Genomic DNA, 16,823 nt, shown 5'->3' on the forward strand with positions numbered 1-16,823 from the left:
GCAATAGGCTTGCTGTGTGACAGAGGTTCGATATGTGGCCATCGGCGATTCCTTCACCGAAGGGGTCGGCGACGTGCTTCCCGACGGTCGGGAACGAGGATGGGCAGATCTTGCCGCACAGGGCTGGGCCGACGCATCGGGGCATTCCGTCAAGTACGCGAACCTCGCCATCCGCGGCAAGCTCGCCTGGCCGATCGTCGAGCAACAGCTCGAACCGGCGCTCGCGCTGGGTCCCACGCACCTGTCCTTCAACGGCGGCGGCAACGACATGCTGCGCCCGCGCACAGACCTCGAGCACATCGCCGACGCCTTCAGCCGAGTGTTGCGGCGATGCGATGACGAGGGTGTGACGCTGATACTTCTCTCCGGTGCCAATCCGAGCGGCCAGCTGCCGATGGGTGGGTTGGTGAAGCGGCGGGGCGATCTGCTCTCCGAGGCGGTGCTGAGGCGTGTGCAGGGTCGGCCCGATGTGGTGCGAGCCCTGAACTGGCCCGACCGCGAGCTGTCGCAGCCGCAGTACTGGTCTGAGGATCGATTGCACATGAATTCGGCCGGGCACCACCGTGTGGCCGCGCGTGTGCTGCACGGGCTCGGATTCGAACCGGACCCGACGTGGTGGTCGCCGACATCACTGTCCGCGGTGGGACCGGGGGGTCTCGCGTATTACCGAGAGTTCGTCGGTCCCTGGGTGCGCCGACGCGTCACACGCACGTCATCGGGTGACGGACGTGCAGCGAAACATCCCACCTGGGTCGAGCTGGCCCCGCGCTCGTGACAGACATCGAGATGCGCCGCATCGGCGGGGGGCGGGTCACGCTGCACGACGCCAGGCGTAAGGTCGAGCGCTCGGTCGACCTCGAGGATTTCGAGATCGGCGTGTTCCCCGTGACCGAGGAGCAGTTCGCCGAGATCCTTCCGATCCCCTCGAAACACCCGCGCCGCCCGGCGGCAGATCTGAGCTGGCTCCGTGCCGTGCACTTCTGCAACGCCGCCTCGGAATGGGAGGGACTCGATCCTGTCTACCGCTTCGATGGCGAGGACGTCACCTGGGACACCACCGGAGACGGCTACCGGCTCCCTACGGAAGCCGAGTGGGAGTTCGCTTGCCGAGCCGGTTCCGTCGGGCCCCATTACGCCCCTCTCGCCGACGCCGCGTGGACGAGCTCGGACGGCGTGACGTCGCCTCAGGACGTCGGGGCGAAGCTGCCGAATCTCAACGGCCTCTTCGACACCCTCGGCAACGTCTGGGAGTGGTGCTGGGATCTCCTTGACCCCGGCCGCTACGGCGACTACCGGGTGTTCCGCGGCGGCGGTTTCGCCGACGACTCCTGGAGCGTGCGGGCCTCGGTCCGCCGCGGGGGAGGGCCTCGGATGCACCACGAGGATGTCGGCCTGCGAGTGGCGCGGGGCGCTTTCGACACATCGGCGAAGGCCCAGGGGTGGTCGGACCACGCGGATCGCGAGAACGCGTTTCTCGACGGACCGGTGCCGTTCGGCTGGACGCCGCTACGGCGTCCGGAGCGTTGACCGCCGCAACGCGAAGAGACCGCTTACGAGTCAGCTTCGCTCCATCTGCCTGATCATGTAGCGGTTCGGGCCGGGCGACTCCGCGAATCCGTATCGCGCATACAGGCCGTCTGCGGTGCTCGTGGCGAGCATGATCCGCTTCACCGTCGATGAGTTCTGCAGGTCGTCCAAGACCCCTTCGACGAGCATCTTCCCGAGGCCGTTCCCGCGTGCGGCCTCGTCGACGAACACGTCGCAGAGCCACGCGAACGTCACTCCGTCCGTGACCACGCGCGCGTAGGCGACCTGTCGGTCATCGCCGTCGAGGATGCCGTAGTTGCGAGACGCGTCCATCGCGGCTTCCTGAGTCTCACGCGTTCGCCCCTGCGCCCAGTACGACTGCTCGCTGAGCCACCGGTGCACGAGGGCGCGGTCGATGACAGAGGCATCGTCGGAGAATCTGAAGGCCGGGGGCATGCACGACAGCCTAGGGGCGTCGGCGAGGCTTCTCTGGATCCAGCCCCATTCTGATGCGCGTGCGTTTGCGCTCGACGAGGATGAAAGTGACGCCGAGGATCCAGAGCGGGATGGGCATGAGGAACGCGATGCGGAATGCCTCGAACGAGTAGGTCTCGGGGGTGCCTGCGCCCTGGATGTCGAGGGCGAGGCCGATCAGCCAGATCGCTATGAGCGCTGCGATGAAACCGCCGGCGTTGGTCACCCCGGTCGCCGTGCTGAGCCGATGCGACGGATTGTGTGTGCGCGCATGGTCGAACGCGATCATGCTCGCCGGGCCCCCGGTTGCGAGAGCGACCGCGAGCATGTACAGCATCCACAGCGGTGCAGGGCCAGGCATCGCGAGCGCAGCGACCCACGCGACGAACTGCACTCCGACGGCCGGAAGCACGAGGGCGAGCGAGCGCTGATTCGGCAGGCGACGCGAGAGATCGCCGATGATCGGACCGAGAACCATTCCCGCGATCACATAGACAGAGATGATCCCGGCGGCGTGGGCGGTGTCGAGGCCCTGAGCGGCCGTCAGGAACGGCATGCCCCAGAGCAGGATGAAGGCGGTTCCTGCGAACGGCGTCGTGAAGTGAGACCAGAAGGCGAGTCGGGTGCCGGGGTGCGCGAGCGCGGCCCTGATGCCCACGCCGGTGTCGATCGACGATGTCACGACACGGATCACGCCGGTGTCGGTGTCGACCGACACATCGGCCCCTCGCTCGACGGGGTGGTTGCGGATCAGCAGCGCGACGAGGATGGTGAAGAGCACCCCGAGCCCGGCGACGCTCCCGAAGGTGATGCTCCAGGTGGTCGCGTGCAGCAGTGCTGCGAGCGGAACCAACGCGATCAGTTGGCCAGCCTGGCCGATGATGCCGGTGAACTGCACCATGATCGGTCCGCGTTGGGCCGGGAACCAGGTGGCGACGAGCCTGAGCACCGCCGGGAAGATCGCCGCGTCGCCCGCGCCGAGGAGGACACGGGCGAACACCGCGATGCCGATGCTGGGGGAGAGCGCCATCGTGAGCTGCCCCGCCGCCATCAAGAGCATGCCGATCGTCATGATCGGACGCGAGCCGAAGCGATCCAGCAGGATGCCGATCGGAATCTGCATGCCTCCATACACCGCGAGCTGCACCACGGCGAAGAGCGCGAGTGTGGATGCATCGGCTTGGAACCGGTCGGCAGCCTCGACTCCCACGGCGCCGAGAGAGGTTCGGTTCGTGATGGCGAGAACATACGCAGCAACGCCGACCGACCAGATCAACCAGGCCCTCCACCCCGGGGTGACCACGGGGGAGCGGGGAACCTGTTGCACCCCTCAACGCTACTCCTGCTCTGTGCGTGCTCCGGCCGCGCGAGGCTCATCGAGTGTGGGTACCGGATGTCGGATGCTGTCGCTAGCGTTGCCGCATGACACCTGCACCGGTCAATCACGCGATCAACTACGTCGAGCTCGTCGTCACAGATCTCGACACCGCGAAGCGCTTCTACCAGAACGCATTCGGGTGGAGTTTCGTCGACTACGGCCCTTCCTACGCGGGTATCGCCGACCCATCCGGCGACGGCTCCGAGATGGGTGGTCTACTGCTCTCCGACACCGGGCGCGCCGCAGGCGGACCGCTCGTGCTTCTGTACTCCGATGACCTCGACGCGACCGAGACCGCGATCACCGCGGCCGGAGGCGCCGTCACGCAAGGGCCGTATGAGTTCCCTGGAGGGCGGCGCCTGCACTTCACCGACCCGACGGGCAACGAGCTCGGAGTCTGGTCTGCCCAGTGACGTCAGAATAGACGGGTGACCTTTCGACCTCAGCGACCATCCACGACCGTGCGGCACGCCTCCTGGGACGGCGCCGACGTGGACGATGTGGGCTCTCTCGTGCGGGCATATCTACTGCAGACCGAAACGGAGAAAGTCGAGCACGACACAGCCGAATCATCGTCCTCCATGGGGATGCTGCCCTCAGGATACGAGCGTGAGGTCGCAGATCCAGGATCTGCCTACGCCGAGTGCACGACGCTGATCGCAGAGGTCGATGAGCGTGCTGCAGGCGTGGCGGTCGTCAGAATCACCGGGGGAGACGCCGAGATCAAACGACTGTGGGCCGATCCAGATGTGCGTGGCAGAGGCGTGGGGTCCGCTCTGCTGGATGCAGCCTTGTCGCTGACGGACGGTTCCGTCAGGCTCTCGGTCTGGGAGTGGCGCACCGCCGCGATCCGGCTGTATAAATCCCGGGGCTTCGGGAGAGTCGCTTCCTGGGACGATCGGAGAGGTCTCGTCTGCATGGTTCGCCCCTCGCGCTCACGCTGAGTTCATCGGCGCGCACACGCGCGCTTCCGGCGGAGATTCTCGACACGATAAATACTTTGCCCTTGCGCATACTGTACGCGTCGGGTAATACTTTCACCCATGGCTAACCATGGCGATGAGAGCGGAGTATTCCTCGCTCTCGCCGACCCCACTCGCCGCGAGGTGATCCGAAGACTCGGCGCGGGGCCGGCGAGCGTCGGCGAGCTGGCCGGGTCGTTCACGATCACGCTCCCGTCCTTCATGAAGCACATCCGAACTCTGGAGCAGTGCGGGCTGATCAACACTGCGAAGCGGGGCCGGGTACGAACGTGCACCCTCGACCGGGAACGACTCGCCGTCGTGGGGGATTGGCTCGACGATCAACGTCGCATCTGGGAGCAGCGGACCGATCGTCTCGAGGGCTTCGTGACCGAACTGAAGGAGAACCGATGACCGCCTCCACCCCTGACGCCCGTCTGGATCTGACCCTCGAGAGGCTCATCCGCGCTTCTCCCGAGGCGATCTGGCGCGCGTGGACAGAACCGCGGCTTCTCGAGCGCTGGTGGGTCCCCAGGCCGACGGTGGCGCGGGTGGAGCGGCTCGAAGTGGTCGCCGGCGGCGCCTTCGTCACGAGCATGAGCGAGGACGGAGTCGACTATGTGCCGCACATCGACGGTGTCTTCATCGTGGTCGAGCGCGCACGGAGACTGGTCTTCACGAATGCCCTGGACAGCGAGTGGCGGCCGGCGAGCCCCGAGCCCGTGTCAATGACGGCTGAGATCGTTCTTGAAGAACACGCAGAGGGAACGACATATCGAGTGCTCGTCCGGCACGCTGACCCCGAGACCCGGAACCTCCATGAACAGCTCGGCTTCTTCGACGGGTGGGGAGCGGTGACCGGAGCCCTGGCCACTCTCGTCGAGGGCGAAGCGGAGCGGCGACTATGACAGTCGACTCGATGGATCCGAGCTCGGCGCGGGAGTTCTTCGTCATCGTCGAACATCAGCAGTTGTCCGGTTCGCATATCGACGCGCTCCGAGCGCTGTTCGACAGCGAATACCTGGCGACTCACGGCGACTGGGATCCGGGCCGCCCATACGGATACTCACCGGCAGACGTGCACGTCCTGCTCTTTCGTGATTCGACGCTGCTCGGCCATGCGGGGTTCCAACGCCGCCGAGTGAGTGTCGGCGCGCGGGAAGTCGGCGTCGCGGGCACTGGGGGAGTGCTGGTCCATCCCGGCTGGCGCGGCTCGGGCGTGGGGCGACGTGTGATGGTCCGTGCACAGCAGGAGATGCTCGACGATGGCGAGATCGACTTCGGCTATCTCGGATGCCGCGACGACGTCGTGCCGTTCTATGCAAGCGCGGGGTGGTCGCGAATACATGCGACCGAGCACCATGTCTCGATGACCGATCCGCCGACGATGATCGTCTCGCCGGAGGGGCCGATCCTCATCTTCGAGGCCGCAGGATCACCGTGGCCAGAAGGCGACATCGATCTCCGGGGCACACCGTGGTGACCGTGCTCACATAGCGAGTGAAGGATCAGCCGACCGGCACGTCACCGAACGTCCCAGAGACATAGGTGATGCCCTGCTCTCCGAGCGCTCCGAGTACGAATTCGAGCGGGCACCCGTCGACATCCGCAGTCGCAAATCGGGGATCACGCAGCCGGGCAGCCACCTCTTGCTGCTGCGGGGGAGTGAGGCGGGAGACGTAGAAAGTGGGGGATTGCACGCCGCTTGTCGTGGCTTCCAGCAGGACTTCGGCATCGGGATAGTCCTGCGCGATGGAGATGATCTCGCGGATCGCATCCTCCGACGTGCGTGAGGGGACGTGGACGATCCGGAGGCGCTCGTCCAGCGACTGCAGCGTGTACGTCGCGCCGTCTTCGAACACCCCACGAGAGAGCTGTTGGAACACCTGTTCGAACAGCTCCAGGTGCTGCACCACGACAGAGCCCCAACCACCCTCATGTGTGATGCCGACGGCGCCGGGGACAGTCGATGCAGCGAGCATGTCGCTCACCATCTCGTCGACAAGTGCCGGGTCGACGGCATTCAATTCGATCCGCCATGTGAACGGTGGGGCCACCTCGGGGGTCGAGGACGACATCGTGCGAGGGCCGGGCTTCGAGACTCACCGTGCCATCGAACGCCGACGTCGCATGGTCGAGCGCTGATGCGAACTCGGAAACGGCTCCGTTCGGCGAATCAGCATCGATCACCACGAGTGTCGATTCTGCAGCGCGTTCGCACGAGATCACGAGTGGATCATCGCAGAGCTGCTCGAACGCGACGCCGGGCACCGCAGCACATGCGGTGAGTAACGCGCCAGCCGACATCAGCGTGGTGAGAGCGGCTGAGGTCCGCAGTGTTGCGCGCATCCACCGATTGACGCAGACGGGGACCGCGCAGCCGGTGAAGCGGAGTCGGATTCATGTGAGCTGACATAATGTGCATTATCAGCGTTACCACGAGCACGGCGATCGGGGCTGTCGATAGGCTCGAGCCGTGAACGGACGCAACGTCGAGATCGACTGGGAAGCTGCACGCACCGCGAACCGGCAGAACTGGGACGACCGCGCACCACTGCATGAAGCCGCGTACGGGCTGGATGCATTCGACGAACCGAGCCATCTCAGCGACGTCGTGACCGACGATCTGCCCGTGCTCGACCGTTTCGTCACCGGCGGAAGCCTGTCAGGACTCGACCTGTGTCATCTGCAGTGCCACATCGGCACGGACACCATCTCGCTGGCGCGTGCCGGCGCCCGTGTGACCGGCGTGGATTTCTCAGAGCCTGCGCTGCGGGCGGCAGCGGCTCTCGCCGCGCGCACCGGAGTTGAAGCGACGTGGGTGCATACCGACGTCCTCGATGCCAGGAACGCGGTGTCGGGCGACTTCGACGTGGTGTACACGAGCATCGGCACGATCTGCTGGCTCGAAGATCTCGATCGCTGGGCGGCTCAGATCGTCGCCCTGCTGCGTCCCGGCGGGACGTTCTTCATCCGGGACGGTCACCCCGCACTACTCGCCCTCGACGAAGACGCCGAGGGATTCGCCACGAGGTATCCGTACTTCGGCGACGGTCGCGCACAGCAGTGGGATGACGAATCCACGTACGCCGGAGACGGCACTGTCGCCCATCCGCGAACCTACGAATGGCCGCACCCGCTCTCGGAGATCCTCACGGCCCTCCTGCGCGCAGGCCTGCACCTCGTCCACTTCGACGAGGGTCGAACGCTCCCCTGGCGGTTCAGCCCCCGAATGGTCGAGGTTCCGCGCGGCTATGCCTGGCCCGAGGCCGAGCGCGACCTCATCCCCTGCACCTATACGATCGTCGCTCGCATGGCCTGAGCGATCGCCTCTCGCCCTACGCCCCGACGTAGGCGGCGAGGTGCTCACCCGTCAGCGACGACTTCTCCGCCACGAGGTCTGCAGGGATGCCCTCGAACACGACACGGCCGCCGTCGTGCCCGGCACCGGGGCCGATGTCGATGATCCAGTCGGCGTGGGCCATCACCGCCTGGTGGTGCTCGATGACGATCACGGTCTTACCTGACTCCACGAGCCGGTCGAGCAGCCCCAGGATGTTCTGCACGTCGGCGAGGTGCAGACCGGTCGTCGGCTCGTCGAGCACGTACGTATCGCCTTTCTCCCCCATCTGGATCGCGAGCTTGATGCGCTGGCGCTCGCCTCCCGACAGGGTCGACAGCGGCTGACCGAGCGAGAGATAGCCGAGACCCACGTCTTCCAGACGTCCGAGGATCGCAGCGGCCGCCGGCAGCTTCGCGTCGCCCTCGGAGAAGAAGACACGCGCCTCGGAGACCGGCAGATCCAGCACCTGGGTGATGTCCTTGCCTGCGAGCTTGTACTCGAGCACCGCCGCCTGGAAGCGCTTGCCGCCGCAGTCTTCACAGGGCGTCTCGATGGTGTCCATGAATCCGAGCTCGGTGATGATGACGCCCGCGCCCTTGCAGGTCGGGCAGGCACCCTCGGAGTTCGCGCTGAACAGGGCCGGCTTCACACCGTTCGCCTTGGCGAACGCTTTGCGGATGGGCTCCAGCAACCCCGTGTAGGTGGCGGGGTTGCTGCGGCGCGAGCCCCTGATCGCACCCTGATCGATGGCTACGACTCCCTCGCGCTTCGACACCGATCCGTGGATCAACGAGCTCTTTCCCGAGCCGGCGACCCCTGTCACGACAGTGAGCACGCCGGTGGGGATGTCGACGTCGACACCTCGAAGATTGTTGGCGGTCGCGCCCCTGATCTCGATCGCACCCGTGCTGCGTCGCACTGCGGGCTTGAGTGACGCCCGATCGTCGAGATGGGCTCCGGTGCGTGTGCCGCTGGCTTTGAGTCCCTCGACAGTCCCTTCGAAGCAGATCTCGCCGCCGGCGCTTCCGGCGCCGGGTCCGAGATCCACCACGTGATCTCCGATCACGATGGTCTCGGGCTTGTGTTCGACGACGAGCACCGTGTTGCCCTTGTCCCGAAGCCGCAACAGCAGCGTGTTCATGCGCTGGATGTCATGCGGGTGGAGCCCGATCGTGGGTTCGTCGAAGACGTAGGTGACGTCGGTGAGAGACGAGCCGAGGTGCCGGAGCATCTTGATTCGCTGTGCCTCCCCCCGGACAGTGTTCCCGATGGGCGCTCCAGACTGAGGTATCCGAGCCCGAGCGTCACGAAGGCATCGAGATTCGCCTTCAGCGCGTCCAGGAGCGGGCCGGCGCCGGGCAGATCGAGATCGCGCACCCAGGCGGCGAGGTCTGTCACCTGCATCCGACACGCGTCGGCGATGCTGATCCCGTCGATCTTCGACGACCGCGCGCCTTCGGTGAGCCGGGTACCGTCGCATTCGGGACAGGTCGCGAAGGTCGCGACGCGCTCGACGAAAGCGCGGATGTGCGGTTGCAGCGCATCCAGGTCTTTCGAGAGCATCGCCTTCGTGATCTTCGGGATCAATCCCTCATAGGTCATGTTGATACCCGAGATCTTGACCTTCGTGACCTCGCCGTAGAGGAAGAGGTGACGCTGCTTCTCGGAGAACGATGAGACCGGCTTGTCTGCCGGGTAGAAGCCCGACGCCGAGAAACCCTTGACCATCCAGCCGTCCGCGGTATAGCCGGGCACCATGATCGCGCCTTCGTCGAGCGACTTCGACTCATCGACGATCTGGGCGAGGTCGAGGTCGGAGACCGCTCCCCTGCCCTCACACCGTGGGCACATACCGCCGAGATAGATCGCATCCTTGACGATCTTCTTCTCGCCGCCCGGCCCCGTCATCACGCCGCTGGCCTTCTGAGTCGGGATGTTGAAGGAGAAGGCCGTCGGCCCGCCGATGTAGGGATCGCCGAGCTTGCTGAAGAGGATCCGCAGCATCGCGTTCGCGTCGGTGACAGTGCCGACGGTCGATCGCGGGTTGGCCCCGAGACGTTCCTGGTCGACGATGATCGAGGTCGTGAGCCCCTCGAGGACATCGACATCTGGCCGGGGCACCGAGGGCATGAAACCCTGCACGAAGGCGCTGTAGGTCTCGTCGATCATCCGCCTCGACTCGGCCGCGATGGTGTCGAAGACCAGCGAGCTCTTACCCGAACCGGACACGCCGGTGAACACCGTCAAACGGCGCTTCGGAATGTCGACGCTGACGTCTTTGAGGTTGTTCTCCCTGGCGCCCTGAACGCGGATCAGGTCGTGGCCGTCGGCGGCGTGGGTCATGGTGGTCCTCGGGACTCGTGGCTGCTCAGGCGGCCTGGTTGATACGGAGAAGATTGCCTGCGGGGTCGCGGAACGCGCAATCGCGCACTCCGTACGGTTGATCCATGGGCTCCTGAACGACGTCTGCGCCGTGTTCGACGAGGCGATCGAACAGTGCGTCAAGGTCGTCGCTCGCCAGCGTGAGGGCGCCGTAGCTTCCCTTCGCGATGAGCTCGAGAATCGTCTGCCGCTCGGCATCGGTGATCCCTGGATCGGTTGCCGGCGGATGCAGCACGATCGAGGTCCCCGGCTGCCCCGAGGGGCCGACCGTGAGCCAGCGGAGCCCGTCGTAGCCGACGTCGTTGCGCACCTCGAAACCGAGGGCGTCACGATAGAAGCCGAGTGCGGCCTCGGCATCGGTGTGCGGGAGGAATGTGTAATGGATGCTGATTTTCATGGGTTCAGGTTAGGTTCGCGTCCGTGCGTGGTGCTTCTTGATTCCTGATCGGTCTGACGACGTGTTTGGTGTGGAAGGTCGGAATACCCTCGATGTTGGCGGCGCGTTCACGGTACACCCGAGGTGCGACACCGACGAGTTCGGTGAACCGTGTGCTGAAGGTGCCGAGCGACGAGCACCCCACTTCGAAGCAGACCTCCGTCACTGTGAGATCACCGCGGCGAAGAAGTGCCATCGCACGCTCGATCCGGCGAGTCATCAGATACGAATACGGCGACTCACCGTATGCATCGCGGAACCTGCGACTCAGGTGCCCTGCCGACATGTGCACGCCTCGTGCCAGTGCTTCGACGTCGAGAGGGCGAGCGTACTCCCGGTCGATGCGATCCCGGACCCTGCGCATGACGGTGAGCTCACGGATGCGAGAGTCGGCGTCAGAAGTCCCGAATAGATCGTCGCATGTCCGTGCAGGTCGTGAGATTAACTCGGGAGTCGAACGCAGAGGGTCCTCTCCCGCTCCCCCGCACATGGCGCTACTCTGTGAGCATCCCTCACAGGGATTTCTCAGAAAGGCTCCCCACCCATGTCTGATTCGATCGCCGCAGAGGCGAAATCATTGTTCAAGTCCATCCGCATCACGCTCGCCGTCTCCGGCGTGATCGCGCTCATCGCCGGCATTGTGCTGCTCGTCTGGCCCGGAAAGTCCGCCGTCGTCGTGACCGGAGTCGTCGCCACTTATCTGGTCATCGCGGGCCTCGTCTACATCGGGCTCGGCATCTTCTCGCACAAGAAGGGCGGATGGGCACGCGTCGGTCACATCGCCCTCGGGCTGCTCTACATCGTCGCGGGCGTGATCGCTTTCGCGAACCTGGGGGCAGCCGCCGCCACACTCGCACTCGTCGTCGTCATCTTCATCGGCATCAGCTGGATCGTCGACGGCGTCGTCTCGCTCACCCTGCTCGGACAGGACGGCTCGCGCGTCTGGACGTTGCTCTACGCGCTGCTCAGCATCATCGCGGGTATCGTCGTCCTCTTCTCGCCGCTGTACGCGGCCGCCGTGCTGTGGCTCGTGTTCGGCATCTCGCTCGTCGTCCTCGGCATCGTGCAGATCGTCCGCGCGATCACGCTCGGCAAGGACTCGAAGGACTTCGTGTCCGGCGTGCAGGCGGCCTGACGCCACCGTACGAAGAAGGCGCCCCGACCGATCGGTCGGGGCGCCTTCTTCATGCACGGATCACTCGGCGTCGAAACCGCTCACATCTCCGACGAGTCGGGTGTTGTCGGCAGGCACGGGGTCGACCGCTGCGCGAGCGACCTCTGCAGCGAACTCCGAGACGTTGTAGAGCTTGCCGGCGGACTCGCGCCGTTCTGCGATCGCACCGGGATTCGCCCGTTCGAGGAGCGTCGCAGTGATCGTGCCTTCGATCATGTCGCCGGAGACGACGGTGAACCCGACCCCCTGCTCGGCCAGAGCCGGGATGCGCTCGCGCAGCGCGTCCTCGCCCGCTCGCTTGGAGAGTGCGACGGGTTCGTACTCCGGCATCGTCGGAGTCGTCCGGATGAAGTGCGCCTGGTGGCTGGTGACGAAGACGACACGCGAACCGTCGGACAGCAGCGGAACTGCCGCATCGAGCACAGTGAGCTGGGCATCGCGGTTGAGGGTGAGAGCGTAATCGGCGGCCATGCCGGACTCCATACCTCCGGAGGCGTTCAGCACGAGGACGTCGAGTCCACCGAACTCCGCCTTCACGGCATCGAACATCTCGGCGACGGATGCCGGATCGGTGAGGTCGGCCGCGACGACGAGAACACGACGACCGAGCTCCCGCAGCTGGGTGGCGAGCTTCTCGGCGCGCGGGGCCTTGTTGCGGTAGTTGATGACCACGTCGGCGCCGGCCTCGGCAAGGTAACGCACGGTGTCGGCGCCGATCCCCCGTGATGATCCGGTGACAAGAGCGACCTTGCCGTCGAGAGAACCTGCGGGAAGAACGTCGGTCACGGGTGACTCCTCAAGTGCGTGAAGTGCCGCGATCGCACGGCACACCCAGACTACCAAGCGGCCGATGCGGCACCGTGATGTGCCTTCCGGCGCGTGATAGGTTGACCGCAAAGGAGGCCGCATGGACACTTTCGCGACATTCGTCGAGTTCATCGACCAATGGGCATGGGTCGGCTGGCTCGTTCTGATAGCCCTCTTCCTCGTGATCGAGATGTTGACTCTCGACTTCACCTTCCTGATGCTCAGCTTCGGCAGTGCTGTCGGTCTCGTGACCGACTTCCTCGGTATCCCCGTGTGGGTGCAGGTGCTCATCGCGGCGGCCGCCGCCGCGCTCTTCATCCTCTTCCTGCGCCCGCCTCTCATCAGGCGACTCCATCGCGGTGAGGATCCGACGAAGTCCAACGTCGACGCCCTCGTCGACCTGCGCGGCACCGCGCTTCAGGACATCACTCAGATCTCGGGCCAGGTCAAGCTGAGCAACGGCGACACCTGGACCGCACGAACCACCGGCCCCATGCCGATCCCTCAGGGCGCGACGATCGCGGTCATCGCGATCCACGGTGCCACTGCCGCAGTCCGCCCCGTCAACGACTAGGAGAATCCCGTGGACGACGCCTCGTTCATCCCCGCAGCCATCGGCTGGATCCTCGTCATCGCGATCATCATCTTCGTGGTGGTCACGCTGGCTCGCTCCATCCGCATCATCCCTCAGGCGACGGCCGGCGTCGTCGAGCGTCTCGGCCGCTACCACAAGACGCTCACCCCCGGTCTGAACATCCTCGTGCCGTTCATCGACAGGCTGCGCCCGCTCATCGACATGCGCGAGCAGGTCGTCTCCTTCCCCCGCAGCCGGTGATCACCGAAGACAACCTGGTCGTCTCGATCGACACCGTCGTCTACTTCCAGGTGACGGATGCGCGAGCCGCGACATACGAGATCGCGAACTACCTCGGCGCGGTCGAACAGCTCACCACGACGACCCTGCGAAACGTGGTCGGCGGTCTGAACCTCGAAGAGGCGTTGACCAGCCGAGACAACATCAACGGACAGCTCCGCGTCGTCCTCGACGAAGCGACCGGCAAGTGGGGCATCCGCGTGGGTCGTGTCGAGCTGAAGGCGATCGATCCGCCCGTCTCGATCCAGGACTCGATGGAGAAGCAGATGCGCGCGGAACGTGATCGCCGTGCCGCGATCCTCACGGCCGAGGGATCGAAGCAGTCTCAGATCCTCGAGGCCGAAGGTCGCCGACAGGCAGAGATCCTGCGGGCCGAGGGCGACAAGCAGGCCGCTGTGCTCCGCGCGCAGGGTGAGGCGGAAGCCATTCAGAACGTGTTCACCGCGATCCACCAGGGTCAGCCGGACGACAAACTCCTCGCCTACCAGTACCTGCAGATGCTGCCCAAGATCAGCGAGAGCTCGTCGAGCAAACTCTGGATCATCCCGAGCGAGCTCACGGAGGCGCTGAAGGGAATCGGATCCGCGTTCACGCCGAAGCCCGGTCAGCCCCCGATGAGCGCGCAGCCCCCGACACACACACCCGGCGCGTGACGCACCCGTACTTCGAGAAGACGGAACGCCCCCGCATCTTCGCCCACCGCGGGCTCATCACCGCAGCGGGCGAAGCCTCAGGAGTCTGGGAGAATTCGGCGGCCGCGTTCGCCGCCGCCCACGCTGCGGGTGCGGACTACATCGAGACGGATTGCCGGGTGACGGCAGACGGCGACGTCGTGCTCTTCCACGATGTGACGCTCCAGCGACTCACCGGCGACGCCAGACGAGTCGCCGAGGTGTCCACGCGAGAGCTCGCCGCGATCTTCGCCGACCATGGGGGTCTGCTGAGCGTCGCGGACGCTCTCGACACGTTCCCGAGAACCCGCTTCAACATCGATGTGAAGACAGCAGACGCAGCGCTCCCTCTGGGGCCGCTACTCGCCGATCACACCCACCGGGTGCTGGTGACGAGCTTCTCCGATTCGCATCGCCGAGACACCGTCGCATCGGTGCTCCGCGCGGGAGCGGACATCCCTCCTGCGACATCCGGCGGCAGTCGCACCATCGCCGCAGTTCGCGCGCTGTCGACATTGCGTCTGCCCGTCGCACGTGCACTGCGCGGTATCGACGCTCTGCAGATCCCGGAGCGGCATCGCGGCGTGCGTGTGCTGACACCCGCCCTCCTGCGGGCCGCGCACCGCCAGGGCACCGAGGTTCATGTCTGGACAGTGAACGACGTCGACGAGATGCGCCGGCTGATCGCGGCAGGCGTCGACGGTGTCGTCACCGATCGCGCCGACGTCGCGATCGGCGCCCTGCGGCGCTGACCCGCGGCGCGCCGTGCATACGCTCCCGCGCTGGGATTCCCCTGTGAAAAGCGCGTAGATCGTCGCTGCATGGATGAAGCGCACAGGCTGGAGCGTTATACCTGACAGCGACGAGAGGACCACACAATGGCAGATCGCAGCCTGCGCGGCATCCGACTCGGCGCCCAGAGCCTACAGAGCGAAGAGGGCGTCGTTTTCATGGAGCGCCGTGAAACCACCTACACCTGTGACACCTGCGGCCACGTCACGAACCTGATGTTCGCGGCCGACGCCGAGCCGCCGCAGACCTGGGAATGCCGTGCCTGTGGCGCGGACGCCCGGCTGAACGTCGACGGCCAGGCCGTCACGCTCGAAGCGAGCGATGAGAAGGCAGCACGTACGCACTGGGACATGCTCATGGAGCGACGCACCCGTGCGGAGCTCGAAGAGCTCCTCGAAGATCGACTCGCCTTCATCCGCGCACGTCGCGGAGCCGGTGAAGACCCGACCCGAGAGAAGATCGGCGCCTGACTAGCGCCGGCGGGCGCGCCACCACCCGAACACGAGTGCGCCGAGTCCGCCCCAGAGCAGCACCTGCTGCACCCACGACCCCAGCACGACCCCCGCAGTGAGGCCGGTGCGCAGTTCGACATCCTCGAGCAGCGCACCGGCCTCACCGGCGTCGAGGCTCGAGACGGTCGAACCGTCCGCTCGGATGATCTGGCTGGTGCCGACGGTCGAGACGTTCACGACACTGCGTCCGGTCTCGATCGCGCGCATGCGGGCGAACGCGAGCTGCTGCACGTTCTCGTCGGTGCCCCGGAAGTCGGCGTTGTTCGTCTGGAAGACGAGGACCTGAGCGCCGTCGTCGATCCCGGTGCGAATTACATCGTCGTAGATCACGTCGAAGCAGATCGCGAGACCGACCATCACGCCGTCGACGTCGACCACCGGGGCGTTGGTCCCGGGCGTGTAGTCGCGCTGAAGCAGTCCGATGAGGTCGGGAGCCAGTGCGTTGAAGAACGCCCTGTCTGGCACATACTCTCCGAACGGCACCGGATGCCGCTTGTCATGGATCTGGTCGGCGGTTCCCTGTTCGGTCCACAGCATGGACGTGTTGAAGAACTGTCCCTCGCGTTCCGTCGCAGCGTTGGCCAGCAGCGGCGCCCCGATGCGCGTCGAGACAAGTGTCATACGTCGCGCGAGCGCTTCCGACTGGAACGGATCGTAATCCAGCGATCCCTCGGGCCACACGAGCAGATCGATGTCCTCGCTGACCAGAGGCGCGGTGGCTTCGGTCTGCGCCTGCACGACCGAATAGGGCTCCCGCTCGTCGAAGTAACCCGTCGGGCCGTTCCCCTGCACCGCAGCGATGCGAATGGTCCCGTCGGGGATCGTCGGGAACAACGGGGTGAACAGGAGCGCGATGGCCACCACCGCGGGTGCCAGGAGCGTGACGGGACGCCGCCATGATCGCATCCGCACGATCTCGATGATCGCCGCGACGACGAAGACCATCAGGAAGCCGAGTCCGCCGACGCCGACCCACGACACAACGTGCGCCAGCGGGCTCTGCGCCTGACTCATGCCCAGCCGTGCCCACGGGAAGCCGCCGTAGGGCCAGGAGCCCACGAATATCTCACGGCCGACCCAGAGCGCAGCGATCACCGCCGGAAGCAGCAGCAGACGTCCCCAGCGGCCCGGAACAGCCTTCGGGATCCACCGGTACGCGAGAGCTATGGGGATGAGTGCCAGCCCGGTCAGGACCCCCTCCAGCACGCTCAGAGCAGCCCAGGGCACCGGACCGAGATACCGCGATGTCCACGACACCAGGAGGCCGAAGAAGAGCACGCCGTAGACGGCCCCCACCAGGAGAGCGCCCCCGGCGCGACGGCCGATCAGGCTGATCAGCAGAAGAGCGGTCGCCGGGAATGCGAGCGCCCAGATCGCCGCGTCGGGGTAGGAGAGATCCATCAGGAGCGCGGAGAACGCCGCGGCGAGGACCGCAGCCCACAGTGGCAGGATCGGGCGCTCGCGCGCGCGGGAATCAGACATCGATCCTGT

General features: G+C 65.8%; 20 protein-coding genes and 2 pseudogenes. 14 read left to right on the top strand and 8 right to left on the bottom strand.

Features of this window, described 5'->3' with window-relative positions; all coding sequences use genetic code 11:
• Window positions 1-16 precede the first annotated feature (16 nt).
• Both ACZZZN_RS06855 and ACZZZN_RS06860 read left to right on the top strand, forming a co-directional pair.
• A complete protein-coding gene (locus ACZZZN_RS06855; RefSeq protein ID WP_463504425.1) occupies window positions 17-775 on the top strand; it encodes an SGNH/GDSL hydrolase family protein in 759 nt (252 codons plus the stop codon).
• Entirely contained in the window at window positions 772-1,527 is a 756-nt protein-coding gene (locus ACZZZN_RS06860; RefSeq protein ID WP_463504426.1) for a formylglycine-generating enzyme family protein, read from the top strand. Before ACZZZN_RS06855 ends, ACZZZN_RS06860 begins: the two co-directional genes overlap by 4 nt.
• Window positions 1,528-1,557: 30 nt before the next feature.
• Here the strand turns inward: ACZZZN_RS06860 and ACZZZN_RS06865 are convergent, their stop codons facing one another.
• Window positions 1,558-1,983: a GNAT family N-acetyltransferase gene (locus tag ACZZZN_RS06865; RefSeq protein ID WP_463504427.1), complete on the bottom strand. Its 426-nt coding sequence runs from the start codon at window positions 1,981-1,983 to the stop codon at window positions 1,558-1,560.
• Between the two features lie 10 nt (window positions 1,984-1,993).
• The gene (locus tag ACZZZN_RS06870) at window positions 1,994-3,328 is read right to left on the bottom strand and encodes an MFS transporter (RefSeq protein ID WP_463504428.1); all 1,335 of its coding nucleotides are present in this window, start codon (window positions 3,326-3,328) and stop codon (window positions 1,994-1,996) included.
• A gap of 95 nt (window positions 3,329-3,423) precedes the next feature.
• Between ACZZZN_RS06870 and ACZZZN_RS06875 the strand changes: the two genes are divergently transcribed.
• The 5 genes from ACZZZN_RS06875 (at window position 3,424) to ACZZZN_RS06895 (ending at window position 5,824) form a co-directional block, all read left to right on the top strand.
• Window positions 3,424-3,792, top strand: coding sequence for a VOC family protein (locus ACZZZN_RS06875; RefSeq protein ID WP_463504429.1), 369 nt, complete (start codon window positions 3,424-3,426; stop codon window positions 3,790-3,792).
• Between the two features lie 78 nt (window positions 3,793-3,870).
• The gene (locus ACZZZN_RS06880) at window positions 3,871-4,323 is read left to right on the top strand and encodes a GNAT family N-acetyltransferase (protein WP_463504430.1); all 453 of its coding nucleotides are present in this window, start codon (window positions 3,871-3,873) and stop codon (window positions 4,321-4,323) included.
• A gap of 99 nt (window positions 4,324-4,422) precedes the next feature.
• Window positions 4,423-4,755: an ArsR/SmtB family transcription factor gene (locus ACZZZN_RS06885; RefSeq protein ID WP_463504431.1), complete on the top strand. Its 333-nt coding sequence runs from the start codon at window positions 4,423-4,425 to the stop codon at window positions 4,753-4,755.
• Window positions 4,752-5,249, top strand: coding sequence for an SRPBCC domain-containing protein (locus tag ACZZZN_RS06890; protein WP_463504432.1), 498 nt, complete (start codon window positions 4,752-4,754; stop codon window positions 5,247-5,249). The genes ACZZZN_RS06885 and ACZZZN_RS06890 overlap by 4 nt, the downstream gene beginning before the upstream one ends.
• A gap of 11 nt (window positions 5,250-5,260) precedes the next feature.
• On the top strand, window positions 5,261-5,824 hold the full coding sequence (locus ACZZZN_RS06895) for a GNAT family N-acetyltransferase (protein ID WP_463504433.1): 564 nt from the start codon (window positions 5,261-5,263) through the stop codon (window positions 5,822-5,824).
• A gap of 25 nt (window positions 5,825-5,849) precedes the next feature.
• On the opposite strand, the gene ACZZZN_RS06900 is transcribed toward ACZZZN_RS06895, so the two are convergent.
• On the bottom strand, window positions 5,850-6,323 hold the full coding sequence (locus ACZZZN_RS06900) for a hypothetical protein (RefSeq protein WP_463504434.1): 474 nt from the start codon (window positions 6,321-6,323) through the stop codon (window positions 5,850-5,852).
• On the opposite strand from ACZZZN_RS06900, the gene ACZZZN_RS06905 reads away from it, so the two are divergent.
• Complete coding sequence (locus ACZZZN_RS06905; RefSeq protein WP_463504435.1) at window positions 6,322-6,486, top strand: hypothetical protein; 165 nt, start codon at window positions 6,322-6,324, stop codon at window positions 6,484-6,486. The genes ACZZZN_RS06900 and ACZZZN_RS06905 overlap by 2 nt on opposite strands.
• Before the next feature lie 331 nt (window positions 6,487-6,817).
• Window positions 6,818-7,663 carry a class I SAM-dependent methyltransferase gene (locus tag ACZZZN_RS06910; protein ID WP_463504436.1) on the top strand — a complete coding sequence of 282 codons (846 nt, stop codon included), beginning with the start codon at window positions 6,818-6,820 and terminating at the stop codon, window positions 7,661-7,663.
• Between the two features lie 16 nt (window positions 7,664-7,679).
• Here ACZZZN_RS06910 and ACZZZN_RS06915 read toward each other — a convergent pair.
• From ACZZZN_RS06915 to ACZZZN_RS06925, 3 genes and pseudogenes are all read right to left on the bottom strand, one after another.
• A pseudogene (locus tag ACZZZN_RS06915) lies at window positions 7,680-10,027 on the bottom strand (ATP-binding cassette domain-containing protein).
• Window positions 10,028-10,052: 25 nt separating this feature from the next.
• The gene (locus ACZZZN_RS06920; protein WP_463504437.1) at window positions 10,053-10,463 is read right to left on the bottom strand and encodes a VOC family protein; all 411 of its coding nucleotides are present in this window, start codon (window positions 10,461-10,463) and stop codon (window positions 10,053-10,055) included.
• Window positions 10,464-10,467: 4 nt separating this feature from the next.
• On the bottom strand, window positions 10,468-10,866 hold the full coding sequence (locus ACZZZN_RS06925; RefSeq protein ID WP_463504438.1) for a helix-turn-helix transcriptional regulator: 399 nt from the start codon (window positions 10,864-10,866) through the stop codon (window positions 10,468-10,470).
• Window positions 10,867-11,046: 180 nt separating this feature from the next.
• On the opposite strand from ACZZZN_RS06925, the gene ACZZZN_RS06930 reads away from it, so the two are divergent.
• Window positions 11,047-11,637, top strand: a complete 591-nt coding sequence (locus ACZZZN_RS06930; RefSeq protein ID WP_463504439.1) for an HdeD family acid-resistance protein — start codon at window positions 11,047-11,049, stop codon at window positions 11,635-11,637.
• A gap of 60 nt (window positions 11,638-11,697) precedes the next feature.
• Here the strand turns inward: ACZZZN_RS06930 and ACZZZN_RS06935 are convergent, their stop codons facing one another.
• Complete coding sequence (locus tag ACZZZN_RS06935; protein WP_463504440.1) at window positions 11,698-12,462, bottom strand: SDR family oxidoreductase; 765 nt, start codon at window positions 12,460-12,462, stop codon at window positions 11,698-11,700.
• Window positions 12,463-12,583: 121 nt separating this feature from the next.
• Between ACZZZN_RS06935 and ACZZZN_RS06940 the strand changes: the two genes are divergently transcribed.
• The 4 genes and pseudogenes from ACZZZN_RS06940 to ACZZZN_RS06955 all read left to right on the top strand — a co-directional run bounded on the left by ACZZZN_RS06940 (window position 12,584) and on the right by ACZZZN_RS06955 (window position 15,290).
• Window positions 12,584-13,057, top strand: coding sequence for an NfeD family protein (locus tag ACZZZN_RS06940; RefSeq protein ID WP_463504441.1), 474 nt, complete (start codon window positions 12,584-12,586; stop codon window positions 13,055-13,057).
• 9 nt (window positions 13,058-13,066) lie between these two features.
• Window positions 13,067-14,010 (top strand): annotated as a pseudogene (locus tag ACZZZN_RS06945) (SPFH domain-containing protein).
• Window positions 14,007-14,780, top strand: a complete 774-nt coding sequence (locus ACZZZN_RS06950; protein ID WP_463504442.1) for a glycerophosphodiester phosphodiesterase family protein — start codon at window positions 14,007-14,009, stop codon at window positions 14,778-14,780. The pseudogene ACZZZN_RS06945 and the gene ACZZZN_RS06950 overlap by 4 nt, the downstream one beginning before the upstream one ends.
• 126 nt (window positions 14,781-14,906) lie before the next feature.
• Complete coding sequence (locus ACZZZN_RS06955; protein ID WP_463504443.1) at window positions 14,907-15,290, top strand: RNA polymerase-binding protein RbpA; 384 nt, start codon at window positions 14,907-14,909, stop codon at window positions 15,288-15,290.
• On the opposite strand, the gene lnt is transcribed toward ACZZZN_RS06955, so the two are convergent.
• Window positions 15,291-16,814, bottom strand: a complete 1,524-nt coding sequence (gene lnt, locus ACZZZN_RS06960) for an apolipoprotein N-acyltransferase (protein ID WP_463504444.1) — start codon at window positions 16,812-16,814, stop codon at window positions 15,291-15,293.
• Between the last annotated feature and the right edge of the window lie 9 nt (window positions 16,815-16,823).

It is taken from the genome of Microbacterium sp. AC145, assembly GCF_979258505.1.

Bases quoted from the DNA above. Each gene is read 5' to 3' on its own strand.
- ACZZZN_RS06865 (WP_463504427.1), bottom strand. From the start codon at position 1,983: ATGCCCCCGGCCTTCAGATTCTCCGACGATGCCTCTGTCATCGACCGC.
- ACZZZN_RS06875 (WP_463504429.1), top strand. From the start codon at position 3,424: ATGACACCTGCACCGGTCAATCACGCGATCAACTACGTCGAGCTCGTC.
- ACZZZN_RS06885 (WP_463504431.1), top strand. From the start codon at position 4,423: ATGGCTAACCATGGCGATGAGAGCGGAGTATTCCTCGCTCTCGCCGAC.
- ACZZZN_RS06890 (WP_463504432.1), top strand. From the start codon at position 4,752: ATGACCGCCTCCACCCCTGACGCCCGTCTGGATCTGACCCTCGAGAGG.
- ACZZZN_RS06895 (WP_463504433.1), top strand. From the start codon at position 5,261: ATGGATCCGAGCTCGGCGCGGGAGTTCTTCGTCATCGTCGAACATCAG.
- ACZZZN_RS06905 (WP_463504435.1), top strand. From the start codon at position 6,322: ATGTCGCTCACCATCTCGTCGACAAGTGCCGGGTCGACGGCATTCAAT.
- ACZZZN_RS06900 (WP_463504434.1), bottom strand. From the start codon at position 6,323: ATGCTCGCTGCATCGACTGTCCCCGGCGCCGTCGGCATCACACATGAG.
- ACZZZN_RS06920 (WP_463504437.1), bottom strand. From the start codon at position 10,463: ATGAAAATCAGCATCCATTACACATTCCTCCCGCACACCGATGCCGAG.
- ACZZZN_RS06925 (WP_463504438.1), bottom strand. From the start codon at position 10,866: ATGCGCAGGGTCCGGGATCGCATCGACCGGGAGTACGCTCGCCCTCTC.
- ACZZZN_RS06930 (WP_463504439.1), top strand. From the start codon at position 11,047: ATGTCTGATTCGATCGCCGCAGAGGCGAAATCATTGTTCAAGTCCATC.
- ACZZZN_RS06940 (WP_463504441.1), top strand. From the start codon at position 12,584: ATGGACACTTTCGCGACATTCGTCGAGTTCATCGACCAATGGGCATGG.
- ACZZZN_RS06955 (WP_463504443.1), top strand. From the start codon at position 14,907: ATGGCAGATCGCAGCCTGCGCGGCATCCGACTCGGCGCCCAGAGCCTA.
- lnt (WP_463504444.1), bottom strand. From the start codon at position 16,814: ATGTCTGATTCCCGCGCGCGCGAGCGCCCGATCCTGCCACTGTGGGCT.